Annotated in this window: 22 protein-coding genes and 1 riboswitch; of the genes, 14 read left to right on the top strand and 8 right to left on the bottom strand. The window is 72.2% G+C overall.

What is annotated here, in order from left to right; translation table 11 throughout:
• Window position 1: 1 nt before the first annotated feature.
• Both ACA511_RS01770 and ACA511_RS01765 read left to right on the top strand, forming a co-directional pair.
• Window positions 2-592 (top strand): TetR/AcrR family transcriptional regulator, encoded by a 591-nt coding sequence (locus ACA511_RS01770; protein ID WP_375022225.1) that lies wholly within the window; start codon window positions 2-4, stop codon window positions 590-592.
• 129 nt (window positions 593-721) lie between these two features.
• Window positions 722-1,525, top strand: coding sequence for a transporter substrate-binding domain-containing protein (locus ACA511_RS01765; protein ID WP_375022224.1), 804 nt, complete (start codon window positions 722-724; stop codon window positions 1,523-1,525).
• Window positions 1,526-1,547: 22 nt separating this feature from the next.
• On the opposite strand, the gene ACA511_RS01760 is transcribed toward ACA511_RS01765, so the two are convergent.
• Complete coding sequence (locus ACA511_RS01760) at window positions 1,548-2,270, bottom strand: hypothetical protein (protein ID WP_375022223.1); 723 nt, start codon at window positions 2,268-2,270, stop codon at window positions 1,548-1,550.
• Window positions 2,267-2,872, bottom strand: coding sequence for an RNA polymerase sigma factor (locus ACA511_RS01755; RefSeq protein ID WP_375022222.1), 606 nt, complete (start codon window positions 2,870-2,872; stop codon window positions 2,267-2,269). Before ACA511_RS01755 ends, ACA511_RS01760 begins: the two co-directional genes overlap by 4 nt.
• Window positions 2,873-2,988: 116 nt before the next feature.
• Between ACA511_RS01755 and ACA511_RS01750 the strand changes: the two genes are divergently transcribed.
• The 3 genes from ACA511_RS01750 (at window position 2,989) to ACA511_RS01740 (ending at window position 6,486) form a co-directional block, all read left to right on the top strand.
• Entirely contained in the window at window positions 2,989-3,501 is a 513-nt protein-coding gene (locus ACA511_RS01750; RefSeq protein WP_375022221.1) for a hypothetical protein, read from the top strand.
• Window positions 3,502-3,503: 2 nt separating this feature from the next.
• Window positions 3,504-5,687 (top strand): bifunctional polysaccharide deacetylase/glycosyltransferase family 2 protein, encoded by a 2,184-nt coding sequence (locus tag ACA511_RS01745; RefSeq protein WP_375022220.1) that lies wholly within the window; start codon window positions 3,504-3,506, stop codon window positions 5,685-5,687.
• 190 nt (window positions 5,688-5,877) lie between these two features.
• Entirely contained in the window at window positions 5,878-6,486 is a 609-nt protein-coding gene (locus ACA511_RS01740; protein WP_375022219.1) for a TenA family protein, read from the top strand.
• Between the two features lie 8 nt (window positions 6,487-6,494).
• On the opposite strand, the gene ACA511_RS01735 is transcribed toward ACA511_RS01740, so the two are convergent.
• Window positions 6,495-7,592 (bottom strand): alkene reductase, encoded by a 1,098-nt coding sequence (locus ACA511_RS01735; protein WP_375022218.1) that lies wholly within the window; start codon window positions 7,590-7,592, stop codon window positions 6,495-6,497.
• Window positions 7,593-7,699: 107 nt separating this feature from the next.
• On the opposite strand from ACA511_RS01735, the gene ACA511_RS01730 reads away from it, so the two are divergent.
• Window positions 7,700-8,137 (top strand): MarR family winged helix-turn-helix transcriptional regulator, encoded by a 438-nt coding sequence (locus tag ACA511_RS01730; RefSeq protein WP_375022217.1) that lies wholly within the window; start codon window positions 7,700-7,702, stop codon window positions 8,135-8,137.
• A gap of 74 nt (window positions 8,138-8,211) precedes the next feature.
• Here ACA511_RS01730 and ACA511_RS01725 read toward each other — a convergent pair whose 3' ends face one another.
• Genes ACA511_RS01725 through ACA511_RS01715 form a run of 3 tightly spaced genes read right to left on the bottom strand, consistent with a single transcriptional unit; the run spans window position 8,212 to window position 11,741 of the window.
• Window positions 8,212-10,467 (bottom strand): heavy metal translocating P-type ATPase, encoded by a 2,256-nt coding sequence (locus ACA511_RS01725; RefSeq protein ID WP_375022216.1) that lies wholly within the window; start codon window positions 10,465-10,467, stop codon window positions 8,212-8,214.
• A gap of 32 nt (window positions 10,468-10,499) precedes the next feature.
• Complete coding sequence (locus ACA511_RS01720; protein ID WP_375022215.1) at window positions 10,500-11,474, bottom strand: hypothetical protein; 975 nt, start codon at window positions 11,472-11,474, stop codon at window positions 10,500-10,502.
• A 60-nt stretch (window positions 11,475-11,534) separates the two neighbouring features.
• Complete coding sequence (locus tag ACA511_RS01715) at window positions 11,535-11,741, bottom strand: heavy-metal-associated domain-containing protein (RefSeq protein WP_375022214.1); 207 nt, start codon at window positions 11,739-11,741, stop codon at window positions 11,535-11,537.
• 197 nt (window positions 11,742-11,938) lie between these two features.
• Between ACA511_RS01715 and ACA511_RS01710 the strand changes: the two genes are divergently transcribed.
• Both ACA511_RS01710 and ACA511_RS01705 read left to right on the top strand, forming a co-directional pair.
• A complete protein-coding gene (locus tag ACA511_RS01710) occupies window positions 11,939-12,802 on the top strand; it encodes an Fpg/Nei family DNA glycosylase (RefSeq protein ID WP_375022213.1) in 864 nt (287 codons plus the stop codon).
• Window positions 12,803-12,902: 100 nt separating this feature from the next.
• Window positions 12,903-13,751: a hypothetical protein gene (locus ACA511_RS01705; protein ID WP_375022212.1), complete on the top strand. Its 849-nt coding sequence runs from the start codon at window positions 12,903-12,905 to the stop codon at window positions 13,749-13,751.
• 184 nt (window positions 13,752-13,935) lie between these two features.
• Here the strand turns inward: ACA511_RS01705 and ACA511_RS01700 are convergent, their stop codons facing one another.
• Entirely contained in the window at window positions 13,936-14,355 is a 420-nt protein-coding gene (locus tag ACA511_RS01700; protein WP_375022211.1) for an SSI family serine proteinase inhibitor, read from the bottom strand.
• Window positions 14,356-14,443: 88 nt separating this feature from the next.
• Between ACA511_RS01700 and ACA511_RS01695 the strand changes: the two genes are divergently transcribed.
• The 4 genes from ACA511_RS01695 to ACA511_RS01680 all read left to right on the top strand — a co-directional run bounded on the left by ACA511_RS01695 (window position 14,444) and on the right by ACA511_RS01680 (window position 19,298).
• Complete coding sequence (locus ACA511_RS01695) at window positions 14,444-14,779, top strand: rhodanese-like domain-containing protein (RefSeq protein ID WP_375022210.1); 336 nt, start codon at window positions 14,444-14,446, stop codon at window positions 14,777-14,779.
• Between the two features lie 56 nt (window positions 14,780-14,835).
• Window positions 14,836-14,953: riboswitch (TPP riboswitch) on the top strand.
• On the top strand, window positions 14,946-16,295 hold the full coding sequence (locus ACA511_RS01690; protein ID WP_375022209.1) for a purine-cytosine permease family protein: 1,350 nt from the start codon (window positions 14,946-14,948) through the stop codon (window positions 16,293-16,295). (Overlaps the previous riboswitch by 8 nt.)
• A gap of 76 nt (window positions 16,296-16,371) precedes the next feature.
• Window positions 16,372-18,378: a PAS domain S-box protein gene (locus tag ACA511_RS01685; RefSeq protein WP_375022208.1), complete on the top strand. Its 2,007-nt coding sequence runs from the start codon at window positions 16,372-16,374 to the stop codon at window positions 18,376-18,378.
• Window positions 18,379-18,752: 374 nt separating this feature from the next.
• The gene (locus tag ACA511_RS01680; protein ID WP_375022207.1) at window positions 18,753-19,298 is read left to right on the top strand and encodes an ATP-binding protein; all 546 of its coding nucleotides are present in this window, start codon (window positions 18,753-18,755) and stop codon (window positions 19,296-19,298) included.
• A gap of 179 nt (window positions 19,299-19,477) precedes the next feature.
• Here ACA511_RS01680 and ACA511_RS01675 read toward each other — a convergent pair whose 3' ends face one another.
• Window positions 19,478-20,686: an arginine deiminase gene (locus ACA511_RS01675; RefSeq protein WP_375022206.1), complete on the bottom strand. Its 1,209-nt coding sequence runs from the start codon at window positions 20,684-20,686 to the stop codon at window positions 19,478-19,480.
• 34 nt (window positions 20,687-20,720) lie between these two features.
• On the opposite strand from ACA511_RS01675, the gene ACA511_RS01670 reads away from it, so the two are divergent.
• On the top strand, window positions 20,721-22,046 hold the full coding sequence (locus tag ACA511_RS01670) for an MFS transporter (protein WP_375022205.1): 1,326 nt from the start codon (window positions 20,721-20,723) through the stop codon (window positions 22,044-22,046).
• Window positions 22,047-22,277: 231 nt separating this feature from the next.
• The gene (tuf, locus tag ACA511_RS01665) at window positions 22,278-23,462 is read left to right on the top strand and encodes an elongation factor Tu (RefSeq protein WP_375022204.1); all 1,185 of its coding nucleotides are present in this window, start codon (window positions 22,278-22,280) and stop codon (window positions 23,460-23,462) included.
• The last annotated feature ends 15 nt before the right edge of the window (window positions 23,463-23,477 follow it).

Here is a 23,477-nt window from a genome sequence, read left to right as displayed (position 1 = left end):
CGTGCCATCCACCACGCGTGAGCGCATTCTCGACGCCGCCCTGGAGCTGATCCAGCAGCAGGGATTCGGCGGCACCACCGTCACCGACATCGAGGAACTGGCCGGGCTCTCGCCGGGCAGCGGCAGCTTCTACCGGCATTTCCGCTCGAAGGAGGAGGTCTTCCGCGAGGTCTTCGAGCGCGAACTCGCGCGGGCGCAGGAGCACCGCCGGGACTTCGAGCGCGGCCCCGTCGCCGACCCCCGGGAAGCGCTGACCCGCCGCCTCGTCCAGCAGCTCGACTACCTCACGCGGGTCAGGCCGCTGATGAACCTGCTGGCCCGGGAGCACGGCCGGTTCCCCGACCTGACGCGCAGGATCCGCAGCGTCCTCGTGGACCAGGGCATCGCCGAGGAGGCCGAGCACCTGGCCCGCGACCTGCCCGCGGGGCCCGGCCACGACGACCCGCACGCCCTGCTCGCGGTCGTGGTGTCGGCCCTGACCGGCTACGAACTGTCCCGCGGCTTTTTCGGACGCCCCCCGGCCGACATCGCCCCCGACCGCTTCGCCGCGACCCTCGCCGCCCTCATCACCGACCGTCCCGGTCACTCCTGATCCGGCCGTGGGACGGGGCCGGATCCGGCCAGGCGGTGGAGGCTCGGTCGATCGGCTGCGACGTTGTCTTCCGGGCGTCCCTGCTCGCTGGGATCAGGGCCGCGCTTGCGGGTTCGGAGGGTCCGGGGGATGCGGCGACCGATCGCGGCGGTGCTGGTGGCGGGTGCCCTGCTGACCGGGTGCGGGGGCGAGGAGAAGGCGTCCGTCCTCGACGAGGAGACGCTGGTCGCGGGCGTCCGGCCAGACCTGCCGGGCATCGGCGTCCGGCGTCCGGACGGGACGTTCGAGGGCCTGGACGTGGACGTCTCCCGCTACCTCGCCGAACGGATGGGGAAGAAGGTCCGGTTCGTCCCGGCGCTGGCGCGGGACCGTGAGGATCTGCTCCAAAAAGGCGACGTCGACATGGTCCTGACGTACTGGCTGGAGCCCGCGTGGGCGCAGCGCCTCTCGTTCGCGGGCCCGTACCTCCTGTCGTACCAGGACATCCTCATCCGGGACGGCCAGAAGGACGTGGAGAACGTGCGCGACCTCGCGGGCCGCAAGATCTGCGACGTCGACGGTTCGGGTGCGGCCGACGCGGTGATCGTGGAGCGGCAGGTGCCGGCGGTGCCGATCGCGGCGCGCTCCTACGACGAGTGCATGACCATGCTCAAGGACGGCCGGATCGACGCGGTCACGACGAACGACACGATCCTGGCCGGGCTGAAGACGCGGCAGGGCGAAGGGTTCCGGCTGCTGAACTCCAGGTTCGGCGAGCGGGGTACCGGCATCGCGATCCGCAAGGGCGACCCCGACGGGTGCGAGGCGATCAACCGCGCCATCACCCTGATGTACCAGGACGGGACGATGCCGAAGCTCATGCGCAAATGGTTCGGCACGTCCGGCCTCGACCTGACCGGCATCGAGGTCCCCCAGTTCAACGGCTGCCTCTGATCGCCGCTCCGGGCCCGGCCGCCTAGGACCCGCCGACGCCCTCCGCCGTGCCGTACTTCGTCGTGCCGTCCTTCAGGCCGCCCGTGACGCCGTTGCCCGAGTTCTCGCCCGCCGGGGTGCCCTGGTTCGTGTTCCTGCCCTTCCCCTTGCCGGGATTGGCGGTCGGCGTGTTGTTGCCGTTGTCGTCGCCGGGGCCGCGCGGGGGCGCGCTCGTGCTGTGCGAGTTCGAGCTCTTGCTCTTCTGCTGGTTCGGCGCGGCCGACTCGCCGTTCCGCTTCGCCGCCGTCGAAGACGGAGACGGGGACGCGGACGGGTGCGGCGAGGGCCTCGGCGGCAGCGGGGACGGCGAGTACCGCGTCGCCGGGGTGCTGTCGTGGCCGCCGCCCCGCCGATCGTGCGTCGGGGACGGGGCGGGCGACGGCTCCTGGCCGGGGAAGTGGCCGGTCGCGTAGGCCACGCCCCCGGTCAGCAGGATCGAGCCGCCGACCAGCGCGATGGCCTTGGCGGTCAGGAACCGGTGCAGGACGGTGAGCCGGGACGTCCGCGCGGGCGCCGGGGCGGCCAGGAACGCGGCGGCGGCGGCGTCCTCGCCCGCGAGCTCCCCGGGACGGCCGGGCGCCGCGGCGGACGCGAGCAGGGCGTGCAGCGGCTCCTGCCCGCCCGCGCCGTCGAGCGGGCGGTCGCCGTCGAGCAGGCGTTCGGCGGTGCGCTGGTCGAGCCGGCCGCCCTCGGTGTGGTCGCTCATGACACCCCTTCAGCGCCGGTACCGCCGGATTTGTCACCTCGGACCAGCGGCCGGGCGGAGTCGGCGTCCGACAGCCGGTCGGCGAGGCGGCGCAGGCCGCGGTAGGCGGCGGTGCGGACGGCGCCCGACCGCTTGCCGAGGACCTTGCCCGCCGACTTGGCGTCCAGGCCGACGACGACGCGCAGCAGCACGGCCTCGGCCTGGTCGCGGGGGAGTTCGGAGATCAGCTTCAGGGCCTCCTCGGTGGCGATGCCGTCCAGGGCGTCGAGTTCGGTGTCGCCGTCGGCGGCCAGCGCGGCCAGCTCGTCGACGGGCAGGTCGGAGCCGGGGCGGCGGGACTTGCGGCGCAGGTGGTCCAGGGCGCGGTGCCGGGTGATCGTCGCGGTCCAGCCGCGGAAGCCGTCGAGGTCGCCGCGGAACGAGCGCAGGTCGCGGGCGATCTGCAGCCACGCCTCCGACGTCACGTCCTCGGCGTCCGCGCCGACGAGCGCCCCGGCGAACCGGATGAGGCGGGGCTGGACGTCGCGGTAGAGCATGCGGAAGGACTCCTCGTCGCCGTTCTGCGCCGCTCGCAGCGCACGACCGAGTTCGTCCTCGTCCATCGCGCCATTGTGCAGAAATTCTCACCGTGGTGTGACACGTACGCACAGGTTCGCGCTGATGGAGTGATGCCCCGCGGCGCCGGGACGTCCCTCCCCGCCTCGATCACTGGACGATGATGAGCCGCAACACTCCGCAGAACCGGGACGAACTCCTCGTCACCGGCATACCGCCGGTCGCGGATCCGCTGCCCGACTCCGCCACCGCGACACGACCGCTGCCCGAGGCGGCCCCCGTGTTCGTCGACGCGTCCGGATGGCGGGCGCGGTTCGGACGCCGGCTCGGCCTTCTCACCGGTGCGCTCCTCGTCGTCTTCCTGGGCGCGCTGGGTCTCGGCATGACGACAGGGCCGGATATGCCGCTGACCCCGTGGAGTGAGCCGTCCCCCCATCCGCGCGTGAAAGTGAGCCACCCCCAGGTGACACCGACCAGAACGGCCGAACCGCCCGCTGCCGCTAGGCCGCAGCCCACCATGCCGACCACCATGCCGACCGGAGGCCCCGCTCCCTCCGCCGTGCCCACACCGTCGTCCACGCCGAGGTCGGCGCCGACTGGGGTCACGTCCACGAGCCATCCGGGCAAGTCCACGGCGGAACCGCCCGCATGGGGACGTAAGAAGAAGAACAGCTGACCATGCGACGCAGCGAGCCGCGAGGGCACTGGGTTCTGCTCCTGCTCGGTGGGCTGGCCCTCACCGTGCTTCTCCTGCTGGACGGCTTCGCGCACGGCGCCGTCGGCGAGGCGCACAGGGACGTGCCGAAGCGTCCTGTCCCGGCTCCGCAGCAGGTTCGTTCCGGCGGGCCCGTGCTCAACCTCGCGGACGGCACGCCGCGCAGCCGCCGCATGCCGCCGAAGACGATCGCGCTGACGTTCGACGACGGCCCCGACCCCGAGTGGACGCCGCGGATCCTGGACGTCCTGCGCCGCCACCGCGCCCACGCCACGTTCTTCGCGGTCGGCGCGCACGTGGCCGAGAACCCGGCGCTGACCCGCCGCGTCCTCCGCGAGGGCCACGAGATCGGCTCGCACACGTACACGCACGTCGACCTGGCCACCGCGCCCGCGTGGCGGGGACGGCTGGAGATGGACCTCACCCAGCGGGCGCTGGCGGGGGCCGCCGGCGTGCACACGCGGCTGATGCGGATGCCGTACTCGTCCCGTCCGGACGGCATGACCGCGCCGGAGTGGCGGGCGGCCGAGCGGGCGGGCGGGGCCGGGTACATCGTCGTCCTCACCGACCGCGACACCGAGGACTGGGCGCGTCCCGGCGCCGCGAAGATCGTCCAGACGGCGCTGGCGGCGGAGCGGCGCGGCGAGGGCGCGGTCGTGATGCTGCACGACTCGGGCGGCGACCGGGCCCGGACCGTCGCGGCCGTCGAGGCGATCATCGACCGGCTCCAGCCGCAGGGGTACCGGTTCACCACGCTCACACAGGCGCTCGGCATGCCGCCGGCGGAGGTCTCGGTGCCCGCGCACGAGAGGGCCGTCGGCTGGACGCTGGTCGCCGCCCAGCGCGCCGCGTCCGCGCTCACCGGGACGATGGGCGCCCTGTTCGCCGTCGCCGGGGCCCTGTACGTGCTGAGGCTTCTGCTGCTGCTGGTGTTCGCGCACGTCCACGTCCGCCGCGTCCGCAGGCCGCCGGGCCCGCCCGACCGGCCGGGCCCGTCCCTCATGCCGGAGACGGCGGAGTTCGGGGAGCTGCCGCCCGATCCGTTCCCGCCCGTGTCGGTGATCGTCCCCGCCTACAACGAGGAGGCGGGCATCGCGGCGACGATCGCGTCCCTCCTCGACACCGACTATCCGGGCACCGTCGAAGTGATCGTGGTGGACGACGGCTCCACCGACAGCACCCCCGCCATCGTCGAGAGCATCGGCCTGCCGGGCGTCCATCTGATCCGCAAGCCGAACGGCGGCAAGCCCAGCGCGCTCAACGCCGGCCTGTTCGTGGCCCGGTCCGAGCTCCTCGTCCTGGTGGACGGCGACACGGTCTTCCAGCGCGACACCATCCGGCACCTTGTCGCCCCGTTCGCGGACCCGGACGTTGGGGCGATCAGCGGCAACACGAAGGTCGCCAACCGGGGCGGGATCCTCGGGCGCTGGCAGCACATCGAGTACGTCATCGGATTCAACCTCGACCGGCGGATGTTCGACGTCCTGCAATGCATGCCGACCGTCCCCGGTGCGATCGGCGCGTTTCGGAGGTCGGTCCTAGCCGAGGTGGGGTGCGTGCCAGGCGACACCTTGGCCGAGGACACCGACCTCACCATGGCGATCTGCCGCACCGGTGCGCGCGTCGTCTACGAGGAGAAGGCCATCGCCTGGACGGAGGCGCCGTCATCACTGCGGCAGTTGTGGAGGCAGCGCTACCGCTGGTGCTACGGCACCATGCAGGCGATGTGGAAGCACCGCCGCTCCCTCATCGAGAGCGGTGACTCGGGACGCTTCGGACGCCGCTGCCTGCCCTACCTGACGGTGTTCCAGGTGCTCCTTCCGCTGTTCGCACCCGCCGTGGACCTCTTCGCCCTGTTCGGCTTGGTCTTCCTGGACCCCGCCGCGCCCGTCCTCACCTGGACGGCCTTCGTCGCCGCGCAGGCCGCCGCCGGCGCCTACGCCCTATGGCTGGACGGCGAGCCCATCCGTCCGCTGTGGGCACTGCCTCTCCAGCAGTTCGTGTACCGGCAGCTCATGTACCTGGTGGTCGTCCAGTCCGTGGTCACGGCGCTCCTGGGATCGCGCCTGGGCTGGCACACCATCCTCCGTACGGGAACGTTCGCGGAGGCCCGGGAACAATCCCGGGGACCCGTCGGTTACACATGACAGCCGGTGTGCCTGGTGTCCCCGGGCCTCACCTTTCGCCTTCACGGAATACCGTCCGGCTGGAGCCGTGTTGTGCATTTCGCCGAGAGGCGACCCCACACACCGGCCGCAAGACCAGGGCCCTGCCGGGTCGCACGACCCGGCAGGGTCTGGTCGTTTTCCGGGGCGGCTCCTCAGGCAGACTGGCGCCATGAGCCTCGCCGCGCACCTGGAAGACATCGGCCGCCCCCTGATCGACGAGCAGCTCGTGCACCCCACCGTGGCGGGCATCGCCCAAGGGAACCTGGACGAGGCCGTGTTCCGCTCCTGGCTCGAACAGGACTACCTCTACCTGCACGACTACGTCCGCGTGTTCTCCCGCCTCGCCTGGCAGGCCCCCAACGCCCACGTGGGCGACCTCGTCGACCTGGCCTACTCGACCTTCCACGAAGAACTCGACCTGCACCGCTCCCTCTCCGCCGAGTTCGGCGCCGACCTGGACGGCGCGAAGATGGGTCCGGCCTGCGCCGCCTACACGTCCTTCCTCCTGGACAGCGCCGCCGTCTACACCGAGGGCCTCGCCGCCCTCTACCCGTGCATGTGGGGCTATTCCACGCTCGGCCGCCGCCTGGCGGAGAACCCGCCGTCCGAACCGCGCTACCGCCGCTGGGTCGACACCTACGCCGACCCCGGCTTCGCCGAGCTGACCGCTCGCATCGCCCAGATGATCGACGAGTGCGGCGCCGACCCGGAGACCGCCGAACGCCTCTTCCTGGAGGGCATGCGCCACGAACTGGCCTTCTGGGACGTCCCCCGCTGACCGCCGCGTTACGTCGCGGCCTGCGGGACGGGGGCCGTCGGGTAGTCGGTGTAGCCCTCGGCGTGGCCGCCGTAGACGAGCTTCTCGACCGGGGCCGCCAGCGGGGCGCCTGCGGCGAACCGGTGCGGGAGGTCGGGATTGGCGATGAAGTGGCGGCCGAAGGAGAAGACGTCGGCCAGGCCCGCCGCCACCACGACCTCGCCTGCCCGCTGGGACGTGGGGTCGGGTCCGTTGAAGTTCCCGATCAGGGTCCCTGACCAGCGCGGGCGCAGGTCGGCGAGCGCTCCGTAGGCGCCCCGCTCGATGACGTGCAGGTAGGCGAGGCCGAGCGGGTCGAGGGCGTCGACGAGCGCGCGGTAGGTGCCCTGCGGGTCCTCCTCGGCGATCTCGTTCTCCGGGTTGTGCGGGGAGACGCGCAGGCCGACCCGTCCGGCGCCGACCTCGGCGGCCACGGCCTCCACCACGTCCAGCGCGAACCGCAGCCGCCCCGTCCGGGAGCCGCCGAACCGGTCGGTGCGCCGGTTGGTGTTCTCGGCGAGGAACTGCTGGACGAGGTAGCCGTTCGCGCCGTGCACCTCCACACCGTCGAACCCGGCGCGGACGGCGTTGCGGGCCGCCGCGGCGAAGTCGGCGACCGTCGCCTCGGCCTCGGCCGTCGTCATGGCGCGCGGCGTGACGTGCGCGACGTCGCCCTCACGCGTGTAGATCGGCTCCCCCTCGATCCGGACCGCCGAGGGGGCGAGCGGCGTCGCGCGGCCCGGCAGGTTGAGCGGATGCGTCATCCGGCCCACGTGCCACAGCTGGGCGAAGATCGTCCCGCCGGCGGCGTGGACGGCCCCGGTGACCTCGCGCCACCCCGCGACCTGCGCGTCCGTGACCAGTCCCGGGATGCCGGGCCCGCCCTTGCCGAGGACGTGCGGCCACAGCCCCTCGGTGACGATCAGCCCGGCCGACGCGCGCTGCGCGTAGTAGGTCCGGGTCAGCGGGTGCGGCACGCCGGTCGCGTCGTCGGCGCGCCCGCGCGTCATCGGCGCCATGGCGATCCGGTTGCGGAGCTTCAGCCGAGGCCCCTCGTAGGGGACCAGCAGCGGACTGGGCATCGTCATCACCTTCCGGCCGCGAACACGAGTTTACATGTACCTACATGAGTTGTATGTACATGCAGATATTGGCATTGCATGTAAGGTGGTGTCAACCAGGAAGCGGGTGCGGGATGAGCGTGGACGAGAAGGCGCCGGTCACGGCGGACGGGCTGCTCTGGGACGGCGTCGTGACCCTGCACGGGCGCGTCGAGCACCGGCTCACCAAGGCGCTGCAGAGCCGCCACGGCCTCGGGCTCTCGGAGTACCGGGCGCTGTGCCGGCTGTCCCGCGCCGGCGACGGCGAGCTGCGGATGCAGGAACTCGCCGACCTCATCGGCCTCAACCAGAGCTCCGTCAGCCGCCTGGTCGCCCGCCTGGAGACCGCCGGGCTCACCCGCCGCGACATGTGCCCCAAGGACCGGCGCGGCGTCTACACCGTCATCACCGACGAGGGCCGCGCCGTCCAGCGCGACGCCGCCCCCACCTACGCCGAGACCCTCACCGAAGCGCTCGACGACGCCGCGCGGGATCCGGCCCTGGCCCCGCTGCTGGGCGTCCTTCGCCCCTGACCGCTCCGGCGGCCGTCCGCGCATGCGCGAGCGCGCGGTCCCCGGGCGGGGGCCGCGCGCTCGCGGGGCGCGGATCAGCTCTGCGGAGCGCCCGTCAGTGCCTTGAAGCGGCGCAGGCGGAGGCTGTTGCTGACCACGAAGACCGACGAGAACGCCATCGCGCCACCGGCGATCATCGGGGTGAGCAGGCCGGTCGCCGCGAGCGGCAGGGCCGCCACGTTGTAGGCGAACGCCCAGAACAGGTTGCCCTTGATGGTGCCGAGCGTGCGGCGGGAGAGGCGGATCGCGTCCGCCGCCGCGCGCAGGTCGCCCCGCACCAGGGTCAGGTCGGACGCCTCGATCGCCACGTCCGTCCCGGTGCCCATCGCGAGGCCCAGGTCGGCCTGGGCGAGCGCGGCGGCGTCGTTGACCCCGTCGCCGACCATCGCCACCGTCCGGCCTTCGGACTGGAGGCGCTTGACGACGTCCACCTTGTCCTGCGGGAGGACGTCGGCGATCACCTCGTCGATGCCGACCGCGTCCGCGACCGTGCGGGCCACCTTCGCGTTGTCGCCGGTCAGCAGCACCGGACGCAGCCCGAGCCCGGTCAGCTGGTCGATCGCCTCCCGCGAGGTCGGCTTGACCTGGTCCGCGACGGTGACGACCGCGCGGGCCTCGCCGTCCCAGCCGACCGCGACGGCCGTGTGTCCGAGCGACTGAGCCTCGTCCATGGCCCGCTCCAGGTCGGGCGTGAGGTGCTGCGACCACTCGGCCAGCAGCTGCGGGCGGCCCGCCAGGACGCCGTGGCCGTCCACCACCCCCTGGACGCCGAGGCCCTCGACGCTGGCGAAGTCCTCGACCGCGCCCAGCTCGCCGGCCCTTTCCAGCGCGCCCTTGGCGATCGCCTGCGCGATCGGGTGCTCGGACGCGTTCTCCAGCGCCCCCGCCAGCCGCAGGACCTCCTTCTCGGACACGCCCTCGGCGGTGACGACGCCGACCAGGGCCATGCGGCCGGTGGTGACGGTGCCGGTCTTGTCCAGGACGACGGTGTCGACGGCGCGGGTGGACTCCAGCACCTCCGGGCCCTTGATCAGGATGCCGAGCTGCGCGCCGCGCCCCGTCCCGACCATGAGCGCGGTCGGGGTGGCGAGGCCGAGCGCGCACGGGCACGCGATGATCAGCACGGCGACCGCGGCGGTGAACGCGCCCGCGAGGGGCTCGCCGGTGCCGATCCAGAACCCGAGGGTGCCGGTCGCCAGCGCGATCACGATCGGGACGAAGATCCCGGAGATCCGGTCGGCGAGCCGCTGCGCCTGGGCCTTGCCGGTCTGCGCGTCCTCCACCAGGCGCGCCATCTGGGCGAGCTGGGTGTCGGCGCCGACGCGGGTCGCCCGCACCAGCAGCCGCCCGCCAGCGTTCACCGTCGCGCCGACCACGGTGTCGCCGGGCCCGACCTCGACCGGGACCGACTCGCCGGTCAGCATGGACGCGTCCACGGCGGACGAGCCCTCCTCGACCGTCCCGTCCGTGGCGATCTTCTCGCCGGGACGGACGACGAACACGTCCCCCGGCGAGAGCCGGTCGACCGGGACGCGCTCCTCGCGCCCGTCCCGGATGACCGAGACCTCCTTCGCGCCCAGCTCCAGCAGGGCGCGCAGGGCCGCGCCGGCGCGGCGCTTGGACCGCGTCTCGAAGTAGCGTCCGGCCAGGATGAACAGGGTCACGCCGGCCGCGGCCTCAAGGTAGATGTTCATCGACCCGTCCGAGCGGGTCATCGAGAACTCGAAGCCGTGCTTGATGCCCAGCTCGCCTGCGGTGCCGAAGAACAGCGCCCACAGCGACCAGCCGAACGCGGCGATCGTGCCGAGCGAGATCAGCGTGTCCATGGTCGCCGCGCCGTGCCGCAGGTTGATCGCCGCGGCCCGGTGGAACGGCCAGCCCGCGTACACGACGACCGGTGCGGCCAGCGTCAGCGACAGCCACTGCCACCCCTCGAACTGGAGCGCCGGGATCATCGCCATCGCGATGACCGGCACCGACAGCACGAGCGCGGTGACCAGCCGCTGCCGCAGCGGGCGGAGCCCGTCGTCCGGCTCCGGCTCCCGCTCGGCGCCGGACGCGGGCGCGGCCGGAAGCGCGGCGGTGTAGCCCGCCTGCGCGACCGTCGCGATCAGCTCGTCCGGGGAGACCCCCGGGGCGAACTCGACGCTGGCCTTCTCGGTGGCGTAGTTGACCGTCGCGGTCACGCCGTCCATCTTGTTGAGCTTCCGCTCGATGCGGTTGGCGCACGACGCGCACGTCATCCCGCCGATCGCCAGCTCGACACGCCCGGACTCGATGTCCGTGCTCATCGCTCCTCCTCTGCCTTGATCGTGCGGGACGTTCAGTGCGTGTGCGGCTGGTCGTCGTGGCCCGGCTCCGGCTCCGGCGCCGGCTCTTCGGCGGGCGTCCCGGCGTCTCCGGCGTGCACGGTGAACTCGGCCGTGCGGACCTTGCCGTCGTGCTTGAAGTCCAGGTACAGACGGTATGCGCCGGCGCTGGGCGCCTCGGCGAAGAACGTGACGCCGGGGCCCGGCTTCGTCTCGCCGTCGCCGGGCTCCCCGTCCGGGTGGACGTGGAGGTAGGCGAGGTCGCCCTGCCGCAGCGCGACCAGGTGCCCGTACGCCTCCAGGTACGGCTCCAGGTCGGTGACCGGCTTGCCGTCCTTGCTCACCGTGAGGGTGAGTTCGGTGGACTTGCCGGGAGTGAGGCCGCCGGTGAGCCCGACCTCGTACCCGTCCACCTTCGCGACCTGCTCGGGCTTCGGCAGCGGCGTGCGCCGCAGGTCGCCCGGGGCGAAGACGTCGGTGCCCAGGGTGAGCTGGCGGGTCGCGCCGTCCGGCTGGATGTCGGTGAAGAACCGGTACACGCCGGGCTTCGGCAGCTCGATCGGGACGGTCCAGACCCCGCCCCCGATCTCGGTCGGGTGCAGGTGCTGGAAGCCGGACAGGTCCCGCCGCGCGACGATCAGGTGCAGGCGCTTGCCGTGCAGGGGCTTGAACCCGGTGACGGGCCTGCCGTCCGGCCCGTTGATCGTGAACCGGAAGTCGGTCTTCTCCCCGGGGGTCAGGGTCGTCTCGCGCGGGGTCAGCGTGTAGCCGTCCTCGGACACCTGGAGGCCGCCGGGGACGCTGCCCGCGCTCGGCGTCGTGCTTCCGCCGCCGCCGTGGCCGCCGCCGTGCCCTCCGCCGTCGCCTTCGTGGGACGCCATCTCCGCGGTGCCGCCGACGGGGCCGACGGCCTTGCCGATCCCCGCGGCGCCGCCGAAGGCGACTGCGAGGCCGAGGGCGTAGACGCCCACCTTGGTCGCGCTGTTCATGCCGATCCACTCCACTCCGTGCTCACCGCGTCCACCCCGCCCGGAGGCGGGGTGCGCCGGTCATGACTTCAGTTCGTATCCGGCCTCTTCGACGGCGTCCTTGACGCGGGCGTCGTCGAGGGGCGTGTCGCTGGTGACGGTGACCTTGCCGGTCTGGAGGTCGACGTCGACGGCGGTGACGCCGGCGATCTGCTCGACCTCCTCGGTGACCGAGCTCACGCAGTGGCCGCAGGTCATCCCGGTGACGGTGTAGGTGGCGGTGCTCATCGGCGTCTCCTTCTCTGTTACCCCTAGGGGGTATCTTCCGAACGTCATGCTGCCATAACAGGACGTCTCTGACAACCCCCGGGGGGTACCCCCGCATTTCGAGATCCCGGTCACACCGGTCCCCGAGGTTGTCCACAGTTGTCCACAGGGCTGTGGACGACGTTCCGGCGGCGCCGCTCTTCGCCGATACTGAAGCCATGCCTGAGCTACCAGAGGTGGAGGCGCTGGCGGGGTTCCTGCGGGAGCGCGTGGTCGGCCATGCCGTCGCCCGGGTCGATGTTCTCGCCATCTCCGCGCTGAAGACGTACGACCCGCCGGTGACCGCGCTCGGCGGGCTGACGGTGACGGGCGCGGCCCGGCACGGCAAGTTCCTCGACCTCGACGTCGACGGGCTGCACCTCGTGATCCACCTCGCCCGCGCCGGCTGGCTGCGCTGGCGTGACGAGATCCCGGCCCGGCCGCCCCGGCCCGGCGGCAAGAACCCGCTCGCCCTGCGCGTCCACCTGGACGACGGATCGGGCTTCGACCTCACCGAGGCCGGCACGAAGAAGGGCCTCGCGGTCTACGTCGTCCGCGCCCCGTCGGACGTGCCGGGCGTCGCCGCGCTCGGCCCCGATCCGCTGGACGACGCGTTCACGCCCGCGGCCCTCGCCGAGATCGTCGGCGGCGAGCGCACCCGGATCAAGGGGCTGCTGCGCGACCAGAAGGTGATCGCCGGCATCGGCAACGCCTACTCCGACGAGGTGCTGCACGCGGCGAAGATGTCCCCCTTCAAGATCGCCGCATCGCTCACCGGGGAGGACGTCGCCGTCCTGCACGAGGCGATCGTCACCACCCTCCGGGACGCGGTCGAGCGCTCGCGGGGCCTGGAGGCCCAAGACCTCAAGGGCGAGAAGAAGACCGGCCTGCGGGTGCACGGGAAGGCCGGCCAGAAATGCCCGGTCTGCGGCGACACCGTGCGCGAGGTGTCGTTCGCGGATTCTGCCCTCCAGTACTGCCCGACCTGCCAGACCGGCGGCAAGCCCCTCGCCGACCGCCGCATGTCCCGGCTGCTCAAGTGAACCGCCGCGGCTGAATCCGGCCGCCCGGCCGGGACGGCGCGGCCGGGCGGCGTATCGTGTCGCGAGACAACCCCGGTGATCGCCTCGCTCAGGAGCCGTCATGGGATACCCCCCACCCCCACCGCCCGGCCCCGGGTACGGTCCGCCGCACCCGGGCTACGGCGCTCCTCAGCCCGGCGTCGCGCCCGCTCCTCCCTACGCGCCCGCTCCGCCCTACACGCCCGCCGCCCCCCAGCCCGGGTACGGATATCCGCCGCAGCAGGGCGGCTACCCGCCTCAGCAGGCCGGTTACCCGCAGCACCAGCAGGGCGGTTACCCGCCGCAGCACCAGCAGGCGCCGCAGGCCGCCCCGGATCTCTACGGCTCGCCGATCCTCGTCTACGACCAGCCGGCGCAGTTCTTCTCGACCGAGGCCAACTACACGATCTGGAGCCCGCAGGGGCAGCCCGCCGCCTACGTCCGGGAAGAGGGTGTGAGCGGCGCCAAGAAGGCGTTCCGGGTCATCAACCAGGGCAGCCAGACCAAGGCCGAGCGCAAGCTGACGATCTACCGCCCCGACGGCATGCCGTACTTCCACTTCTACAAGCCGTACGGGTTCATGGGCACGCCCAGGATGCAGGTGCTGACCGCGCAGGGCGGCCTCATCGGGCACCTGCGCAAGCGGGCGATGCGCGGCTGGGAGATCCTGACCGCGCAGGAGCAGCAGATCGGCTACTACGAGCTGCTGAGCGGCCGGGTCACCGACTGGCAGCAGCAGGAGATCGCCCGCATCCAGCGCGGCTTCGACGGGATGGGCGAGCTGCTCTCCCAGATGTTCACCGGCGCCGACCGGTACGTCCTGCAGATGTACGCCCAGCAGCCCGAGCCGATGCGCACGCTGCTGCTGGCCTGCCCGCTGGCGTTCGACACCGCCGTCTCCCAGAACCGCAGCATCGGCGGCTGGATCTAGACCGCATCGGCTGGCGGCGCCGCCAGGCCCCTCGGCGCCGTCACCCGATGCACCCCTGCCGTCCGGCGGGCCGCGGACGAGTCGGGCCCCGGCATCTCGCCGGGGCCCGGAATCGGTGGACTCGGAATGGATGGACTGAATGGACTGGGAATCGGTGAACGGAGCCGGAACGGGGATGGCTCGTTCAGCGGACCTTCGGGACGTCGCCGAACACGGGGGCCACCTCGGTCCAGCGGTGGAACTGGCAGCCGTCCGCGCGGGTGAACTCGGTGTCGATGTCCTTGCCCTGCCAGGTGCCCTTCACCGTGGCGATCTCAGGACCGCCGTAGATCTGGGTGCACATCTTGTCCTTGGGGACGGGCTTGAAGGGGTCCTTGGCCTTGGTCAGGGCCGCGCAAGCGTCGGCGGCCTTCGGGTGGGTACCGCCCGGAGGACCGCAGGTCAGCTTCCAGGTCTTGGCGGGGGCCTCCGCGGAGGCCCTGACGGTGATGGTGAGGGAGTCCGCCGGGGTGCCGGAGGGTTGCACGGACGTCGTGCCGGACGGCGCTTCGGCGGGGTTTCCGTTGGCCTGTTCATCGCCGCAGGCGGCCAGAGGCAGGAGCATGGCCAGCCCGGGCGCTGCGAAAAGGAGCGTCCGATACCGCATGCGTGATTCGACGCAGGGCGGGTTCGCGCGGTTCCATGGGGGTGTGATGAATTTCGGGGAAGACGTACCGGCCGTGGTCGCGGCCGACGTCCCGCAGGGCGGCTACCTGCTGGACGTCCGGGAGCAGGACGAATGGGACGCGGGCCACGCGCCCGAGGCCGTCCACATCCCCATGCGGCAGCTGGGCGATCGGGCCGGCGAGGTCCCCCGTGACCAGGAGGTCTTCGTGATCTGCCGGTCCGGGCAGCGGTCCGCGCAGGTGACGGTGGCGCTCAACCAGGCGGGCTGGCTCGCCAAGAACGTCGACGGCGGGATGAAGGGCTGGGCGGAGGCCGGGCGTCCGATGGAGGGCGCCGGCGACGGCCCGCCGTACGTCGCCTGATCTCGTTTGCTATGCCCCCTTCTGGGGGAAGACGGGCGGTTGTACGATCGGGACCGACCGATAACCGCGGGAGCTCGGGCCAGAAGCCGGGCTGAGAGGGCGGCCTCCAGGGCGTCGCCGACCGCATGAACCTGTCCGGGTAATGCCGGCGTAGGGAGCGTGTCCCGTGACGTCCGATGTCGAGAAGCGCCCGCGGAACGAGCGGCCGGACAACGAGGTCCCCTTCACCCTCGACGAACCCGCCCCCAGGGTGCTCGGGTTCTGGGACCAGAGCGCGTTCTGGGCCAACCTCGGTGTCAGCCTCCTGGCCTTCTCCGGCGCCTACACCGTCCTCGCGCCGGACGCCGACGGCAAGCCGACCATCTCCATCATGGCGGGCATCGTCGCCATGGCCGTCGGGACGATCCTCGGCGGGCTGATGCTCGGCCTCGCCGCCGTCCCCGGCGCGCGCACCGGCCAGCCCGCGATGGTGCTGCTCCGCGGCCTGTTCGGCGCGCGGCTGTCGTACGCGCCGACGATCCTGAACATCGCGCAGCTCGTCGGCTGGGGGACGTTCGAGCTGATCGTCATCGCGGACGCGGCCCGCGAGCTGTGGGACGGCGTGCCGCGCTGGGGCTACGTCGTCGCCGCCGGGCTGATCACCACCGTGCTGACGGTCTGGCCGCTCGGCTCGGTGCGGCTGCTGCGCCGGTACGTGACGGTCGCGGTGGCGATCGCGCTCGTCTACTTCTACGTCGAACTCGTCCGGCAGCCGCTGCCCGACCTGGCGCAGGGCTCGTGGGGCGGCTTCTGGATCGGGGCGGACGCGGCGCTGGCGGTGTCGATCTCCTGGGTGCCGGTCGCCGCCGACTACACCCGGCATTCCCGGACGGAGCGGGCGGCGTTCAGCGCGGCGTCCGTCGGCTACTCGGTCACCCAGATCGTCGCCTACGTCCTCGGCCTGCTGGCGCTCGCGCTGGTCGCGGGCGACAGCACCCGGATCTTCGACCCGTTCCTCGGCGCCTCCCTGGGCGTGGTCTTCTTCGCGATCTTCGTGCTGCGGGAGGCGGACCAGTCGTTCGCCGACACCTACTCCACCGCCGTGTCGATCCAGAACCTGTTCCCGCGCGCCGACCGCCGGGTGCTGAGCGTGGCGCTCGGCGCGGGCATCACCGTCCTCGCGCTCGTCCTGGACATCGGCGACTACGCGGGCTTCCTGACGCTGATCGGCTCGGTCTTCGTGCCGATGCTGGGCGTCCTCGCCGCCGACTTCTTCCTGGGCCGCCGCCACGCGCCGGACGGGTGGGACGTCTCGCGGCGGGCGCCGTCGCGGTGGGGGATGATCGCGGCGTGGGCGGTCGGGTTCGTCGCCTACCAGCTGATCAATCCGGGCACGGTCGAGCACTGGGCGGGGTTCTGGCTGGACGTGCGGGAGGCGCTGCACTTCGCCCCGCAGGGCTGGATGAGCGCCTCGCTGCTGTCGTTCCTGGTCGCGGGCGTGGCCGCGCTCCTCATCGGGAGGCTTACCAGGCGGTAGCCTTACCTGAAGGTAAGGTTCCCGTGGCAATTTTCGCTGCAAGTTACCCGGCGCCGCGCCGGAGTCCGGTGGCACGATGACAGACGTGTACGAGCACGTCCACGATCCGATCGCGCGGGCCGTCATCGAGAGCGCCGCCGACGCGATCGTGGCGGTGGACCAGCGGCACCGGGTCACCGTGTGGAACCCCGCGGCCGAGCGCATGTTCGGCTGGAGCGCCGCGGAGATGATCGGGCGCGTCCCGCCGATCGTCCCGGACGAGCTGAAGGCCGAGCACAACGCCGTCCAGGAGCGGCTGCTCACCCGGCCCGCCGGCGAGGGCGACAACGGGCGGATCTCCATCGCGACCCGCCGGTTCCACCGGGGCGGTCGCCTCATCGACGTGCGCATCGACACGAGCCTGCTGAAGGACCCGAACGGGACGCTGCTCGGCTGGGTGGGCGTGTACCACCCGGTCGAGGAGGACGACATCGCCCAGCACCACATGGCCGAGCGGGCCCGGCTCGTCCGGCGGCTGAACGACATCGTCGCCGACCTGAACGCCGAACTCGACCTCGGCGTCGTCCTCGACCGGATCACCACCGCGCTGATCGAGCTGACCGGCGCCGACGCGGGCGGGTTCGTGCGGATCGAGGGCGAGCGGCTGCGGCTGGTCAGCATGTCCGGGCTGCCCGAGCACATGCGCGGACGGTCCGCGGAGCTGCGGACGAGCCTGGTCGGGGAGCTGCTGCGGTCCGGCAAGACCGTCAAGCTCGCGACCGGCGAGCAGCGCCTCGGCGACCTGATCTGGTCCGAGCTGCCCGGCCTGCACACGATCGCGCTCGGCCTGTCGTACCTGCAGAACCGGCCGTACGGCGCGCTCTACGCGCTCTTCTCCGGCAGCAAGGCCGGGCACACCGAGCTCGAACTGCTCGAACTGCTCGCCGGGCACGCCGGGGTCGCGGTCGGCAACGCGGTCGCGTACGCGGAGGTCGTCCGGCAGCGGGCGTACGAGCGCGCGGTGATCGACTCCAGCGCCGACGGCATCGCGGTGCTCGACCACGACCTCGTCGTCCGGCAGTGGAACCCGGCCGCGCACGCCCTCACCGGCATCCCGCCGGAGGACGCCCTCGGCCGCCCGCTGCCGTTCGGCATGCCCGCCCTCGGCGAGATGCTCACGTTCCGGCTGGAGTCGGGGACGTGGCTGAACGTGCTGGCCGCCGAGATCGAGGAGACCGGCGAACTGGTCGTCGACTTCCGCGACGTGTCCGAGGCGAAGGCGCTGGAGGAGGCCAAGGACCTGTTCCTCGCCACGACCAGCCACGAGCTGCGCACGCCGATCACGGTCGTGCAGGGCTTCGCGTCCACGCTGGTCAACCGGTGGGACGAGATGGCCGACGGCGACCGCCGCGCCGCCGTCGCCACCATCGCCGAGCGCGCCCAGTCCCTCGGCCGGCTCGTCGAGCACCTGCTTCTGGGGTCGCGCGCGGGCGCCGACGAGCTGGCCGTGACGATCGAGTCGTTCGACCTGACCCGGGTTCTGGACGGTGTCGTCGGCGGTTTCCGGTCCCTGTCGCCCCTGCACCGCGTGGAACTGGAGGTCGCGCCCGACCTGCCGCCCTGCCAGGGGGACGCGATGGCGACCGACATCGTCCTCGGGCAGCTGCTGGAGAACGCGTTCAAGTACTCCCCGGACGGCGGGACGGTCAGCGTCCGCGCCTGGCGGGAGGGCTCCGACATCGTCGTGACGGTCGAGGACGAGGGCATCGGCATCCCGGCGGGCGACCATGAGCGGATCTTCGAGCGGTTCGTCCAGGGGGACGCCGGGGACCGCCGGCGCTTCGGCGGCATCGGGCTCGGGCTGTACATCGTCAAACGGCTCACGGAGGCACAGGGCGGGAGAATTTCAGCCCATCCGGTCGAACGTGAGAGATATCACATAGAACCTTACAAGGCTTCCGTAGGCCGCGAAGCGGGCGAAATGGAACGGGCCATAAACCCTCCGCACATGCTCGCCGAGGCCGCGGACGGCCGCGGACCCGCAGGTGGCGCGGGTGCGGGCGACGGAACCCGGATGCGCCTCGTGTTGCGGAGCGCCGGATGACCCGTCATGGTTACTCACCGTGACGACACTCCCTCCGGGGCGACCCGGTGAGACCGTTGTGACCTGGGCGTTCAGCGGTCTCAGCGGGTGGCAACCTGGACTGGTGAGAGAAAGTACGGTGACCGCAGGGTGTGACGGACGAAACGAGTGCGCGAGGAGTAAGTCCGCCGTTGGCTGGATAGATCCTTTGATGGTTGCCGTTGGTGACGAGATTCCGTTCCGGGGGTGATCACCGTGACCGGACGGCCGGTGACTCGTTGTGCGGGTGATGAACTGAATCGTCCGTGTTTCCGGTCATGGCCATCAGGGCATTTCGGTCTTACCGGAAGGGCGATGACGACGGGACGAATCCGAGTAAGCGGAACCACGGGGAGGTGAGGGCGTCGAGCGTCGTACTGCTGCCACACGCACCGTCCAGCGTCGCGGTCGCCCGCAGGCGCCTCAGCTCGGAGCTGGTCGACTCGGGCGTCTACGAGACCATCGTGGACGACGCGAGCGTCATCGTCAGCGAGCTCATCAGCAACGCCCTCCGGCACGCGCGGCCGCTGCCGTCCGGCCAGGTGAGGGTCTGCTGGCTCCGCCGCGGTGACGTCCTCGAACTCGAGGTCAGCGACGGCGGCGCCATGACCGAGCCGCGCCGGGGCCCGGGGACGCTGTCCTCCCTCGGCGGGCGCGGGCTCGGCATCGTCGAGGCCCTGTCCGACGGATGGGGAGTGCGCCACGAGGACGGCTCCACCACCGTCTGGGCCGTCCTGCGCGCCCCCAGGTCATCGGGCGACAATGGAAGATCAGCGCCCGTCGGGCTGCACGCCGTCGTCCCCGATCTGGCCGACTTTCCCGATCTCCTGGACGATCCCAACGAGGATCTGTGCAACGGAACCAGGAATGAAACCGCTCCAAGTAGGGCATATCCGGCATAAGAGGGTCCCGCCTGGAAGGAACCCCGCCCAACCTTGTAGGGTCCTCCCAAGCTCGGGCGCTGTCGTGCCCCCGTCGACACCGCCCGAGCTCTTTATATTTCTTCGCTCTCGGCGTCCGGCGCTGGAGCGCCTTCCTGCAACGAGCAAAGCGGCGATCGCCGCATCGCTCCGGCTCTGCGCTAGATGTCGTCGCGGAGGGTGGGGCAGGACATGCAGCGGGGGCCGCCTCGGCCGGTGCCCAGTTCGCTGCCGCTGATGCGGATGACCTCGATGCCCGAAGCTTCCAGCTGGGCGTTCGTCTCGATGTTGCGTTCGTAGGCGACGCAGAGGCGGGGGGCCACGGCGAGGGTGTTGTTGCCGTCGTCCCACTGCTCGCGTTCGGCGGTCACCGGGTCCAGGCCCGTGTCGATGACCTTGAGATGGTCGAGGTCCATGGCCTCGGCGGCCGCCTCCAGGAAGGGGCGCGGCTCGGAGACGCGCAGGTCGCCGTTCGTGAGGGTGACCTTGTGGGCCATCAGGGAGTGCGCCACCGGCGGGTACATGACGACGGTGTCCACGTCGACCATGGTGCAGACGGTGTCCAGGTGCATGGTCGCGCGTTCCTGGGCGATCGGGACGGCCAGGACGGTGTGCGCCAGGCCGGCGTCGAAGACCTGGCGCGCCAGGCGCTCCACGCCCGCGGGGGTCGTCCGCTCGCCGGTCCCCACGGCGATCACGCCGGGGCACAGGAGGAGGACGTCGCCCCCTTCGACGTGTTCCAGGGACGGCTCGTACACCGGTTCCACGCCCGCGAAGCGCGGGTGGTGGGCGTAGACGAGGCCGGTCAGGGCCGATTCGCGGCGCCGGGCCTCCATCGCCAGGCTCGTCACCGCCACGCGGTCGCCGATCCAGGTGCTGTTGTCGCGGGTGAACAGCAGGCCGGGCAAAGGGTCGATGATGAAGTCCAGCGTGTCCATCAGGCGGTAGACCAGGCCGTGCCCCGACTTGAGCTCCTCGTGCGCCAGCCCGCCGATCAGCGTCTGGGTGAGGTTCTCGGGGTCGAGGTCGCGCAGGCAGTCCTCGACGATGCGGCGGAGCTGGTCGCCGAGGCGCAGGTCGACGACGGCGTCGGCGATCGCCTGGTCGCGCGCGGCCTCGTACTCCATCGCGTCCTGGAGCAGCTCGGTCAGGTAGAGGACCTCGACGCCGCGCGAGCGCAGGGCCTCCGCGAACGCGTCGTGCTCCTCCTGGGCGCGACCCGCCCACGGGATCGCGTCGAACAGCAGCTTGTCGCTGTTGCGCGGGGTGAGCCGCTTCAGTTCGGCGCCGGGACGGTGCAGCAGGACGGTCCGCAGCCGTCCGACCTCACTGGTGACCCGGTGCTCGTGCGCTGTCTTCGCTGCCGTCACTCTTCGAAGTCTAAGCGTGTGCCAGCATGCGGGGATGATCGGCAGGACCGCGGCGCTTCCGCTCCACCTCACCTCGGCGACGCTGCTGCGGGTGTCGGCCGAGGGCGTCGCGACGGCGCTGGTCCTGACCGTCCAGGCGCGGACGGGCGACGCCGCCACCGCCGGATACCTGCAGACCGCCATGACGCTGCCGTACGTGCTCAGCGGGCCGATCATCGGGAACGCGCTGGACCGGGTGCGGGCGCCGCGGTCCGTAGCGGTCGCCCTGGCCGCCTGCTACGCCCTCGCGACCGGGCTGCTGCTGGCGATGGCGGGAAGCTCCCCGCTCGTCCTGGCCCTGTGCGTCGCCGCCGTCATCGGCTGCACGGAGCCGATCGTCGTCGCGCTGACCGGCCTGTTGCCCCGGTTCGTCCCAGCCGGACGCCTTTCGCGGGCCTATGGCCTGGAGGCGTCCAGCTACAACCTCGCGGGCATCGCGGGTCCGGGCCTGGCCGCCGCCCTCGCCGCGATGGCCGGCGGACAGTACGCCGGCACGGCCGTGGTCGCCGTCGGGGTGCTCGGCCTGCTGACACTGCCGCTCCTCCCGTTCCCCGGCCCGGACGCGACCCCGGAGACCGTTGACCAGGCGTCCCCGGCGAGCGCGGTCGGGGTCGCCGGGGCGGACGCGGGCAGCACGGCGGAGATGGCCTCGTCCACCCCGGCCGCGACCGACGCGGAAACGGGGACGGGCAGGGTCGGCGCGCTGGTCTCGGTGATCACGGGCGGGCTCGTCGTGCTGGCCGAAGGGCGGGTGCTGCGGGCGCTGACGGTGGCCACCACGCTCGCCTGGATGGGGTTCGGCGGCGTCGCGGTGACGGCCGTGCTGCTCGCCGAGCACATCGGGGCCCCGCCGAGCGCGGGCGGGCGGCTGCTCGTGGCGCTCGCGGTCGGTTCGCTGATCGGGTCGCTCGCGGCCAGCCGGTGGCTGACGCCGAAGCACGCGGAGCCGGTCATGCTCGCCGGGCTGGTCGCGTTCGGGGCGTTGCTCGCGGCCCTCGCCGCCGCGCCGTCGCTGCCGTGGGCGACGGCGGCGTTCGTCGCGGCCGGGATCGCGGAGGGGCCGGTGTTCGCGGCCACGCTGATGCTCCGGCAGCGCGAGTCGCCGCCCGACCGGCTCGGCCAGGTCAACACCACGGCGGGCAGCCTCAAGATCGGCGCGTCGGCGCTCGGGGCCGCGCTGACGGCCGCGTCCGCGGACGCGATCGGGCCCACCGGTCTCGTGCTGGCGATCGCCGGGTTCCAGTTCGCGGGCGCGGCCGCCGGCCTGGTCCTCCTGCGCCGGCGGGGAAAACCGGTCGACTTCGGGGGAAGGCGCCCGTAGTGTCCGGAACATGTTCTTCGCAGCCGGCACCAGGACGCTCGCGGGCATCGCCCCGCTGAGCGCGGTGCCGGCTGCCTTCTCGGCAGCCGCGGCAGCCGCAGCCGTCGTCGACGGCCTGCGAAGCTGACCCCTCTCCGTCCCGCCCTTCCGGAGAACCAGCGGAGGGGGGTAGGCCCGAAACGCGCATGCGCGCATGGGTTCTCACCGGATCCACCAGTGAGGACGAGACCGATGGCCGAGCAGCTCTACGAGCGCGACAAGCCCCACCTCAACATCGGGACGATGGGGCACGTCGACCACGGCAAGACGACCCTGACCGCGGCGATCACGAAGGTGCTCGCCGAGCGCGGGCTGGCGTCCGCCGTCCCGTTCGACCGCATCGACCGCGCCCCGGAGGAGCGCGACCGCGGCATCACGATCAACGTCGCGCACGTCCAGTACGCGACCGCGACCAGGCACTACGCCCACGTCGACATGCCCGGCCACGCCGACTACGTGAAGAACATGATCTCGGGGGCCGCGCAGGTCGACGGGGCCGTCCTCGTGGTCTCCGCGCAGGACGGGGCCATGCCGCAGACGCGGGAGCACATCGTCCTCGCGCGGCAGGTCGGCGTCGGTCACATCGTGGTGGCGCTGAACAAGGCCGACATGGTCGAGGACGCCGAGCTCCTCGACCTCGTCGAGCTGGAGGTCAGGGAACTGCTGTCGGAGTACGGGTTCCCCGGCGACGAGGTGCCGATCGTTCGGGTGTCCGGGTTGCGGGCGCTGGACGGCGACCCGTACTGGACGGCCCGGATCGGCGACCTGCTCGACGCGATCGACGGCTACGTGCCCGTCCCGCGACGGGTGCTGGACCAGCCGTTCCTCATGCCGGTCGAGAGCGTCCTCACGATCACCGGGCGCGGCACCGTCGTGACCGGCGTCGTGGCGCAGGGCGCGATACGGCTCGGGGACGCGGTGGAGGTCGTCGGGCTCGGCGAGTCGTTCGGCACCGTCGCGACCGGGCTGGAGACGTTCGGCCAGAAGATGGACCACGCGGAGGCGGGTGACAACACGGCGATGCTGCTGCGCGGCGTCAAGCGGGACCAGGTCCGGCGCGGGCAGGTGGTCAGCGCGCCGGGCGCGATCCGGCCGCACGCGCGGTTCCGGTCCCGGGTCCGGGTGCTGACCGTGGGCGAGGGCGGACGGTCCAGGCCGTTCTTCCACGGCTACCGGCCGCAGTTCCACTTCCGCACGACGGACGTGGTCGGCGGCATCGACCTCGGCGGCGAGGGCGGCATGGCGCTGCCCGGCGACACCGTCGAGATGGCCGTCGAGCTGGGCCGGCCGGTCGCGATGACCGAGGGGCTCGGCTTCGCGATCCGCGAGGGCGGCCGGACGGTCGGCGCGGGCACGGTCACCGAGCTGATCGACTAGCGGGCGGGGGCCCGG

The sequence above is a fragment of the Actinomadura sp. GTD37 genome (assembly GCF_041951365.1).
Taxonomy (GTDB): domain Bacteria; phylum Actinomycetota; class Actinomycetes; order Streptosporangiales; family Streptosporangiaceae; genus Spirillospora.
This window is presented reverse-complemented; position numbering and strand designations above follow the sequence as displayed.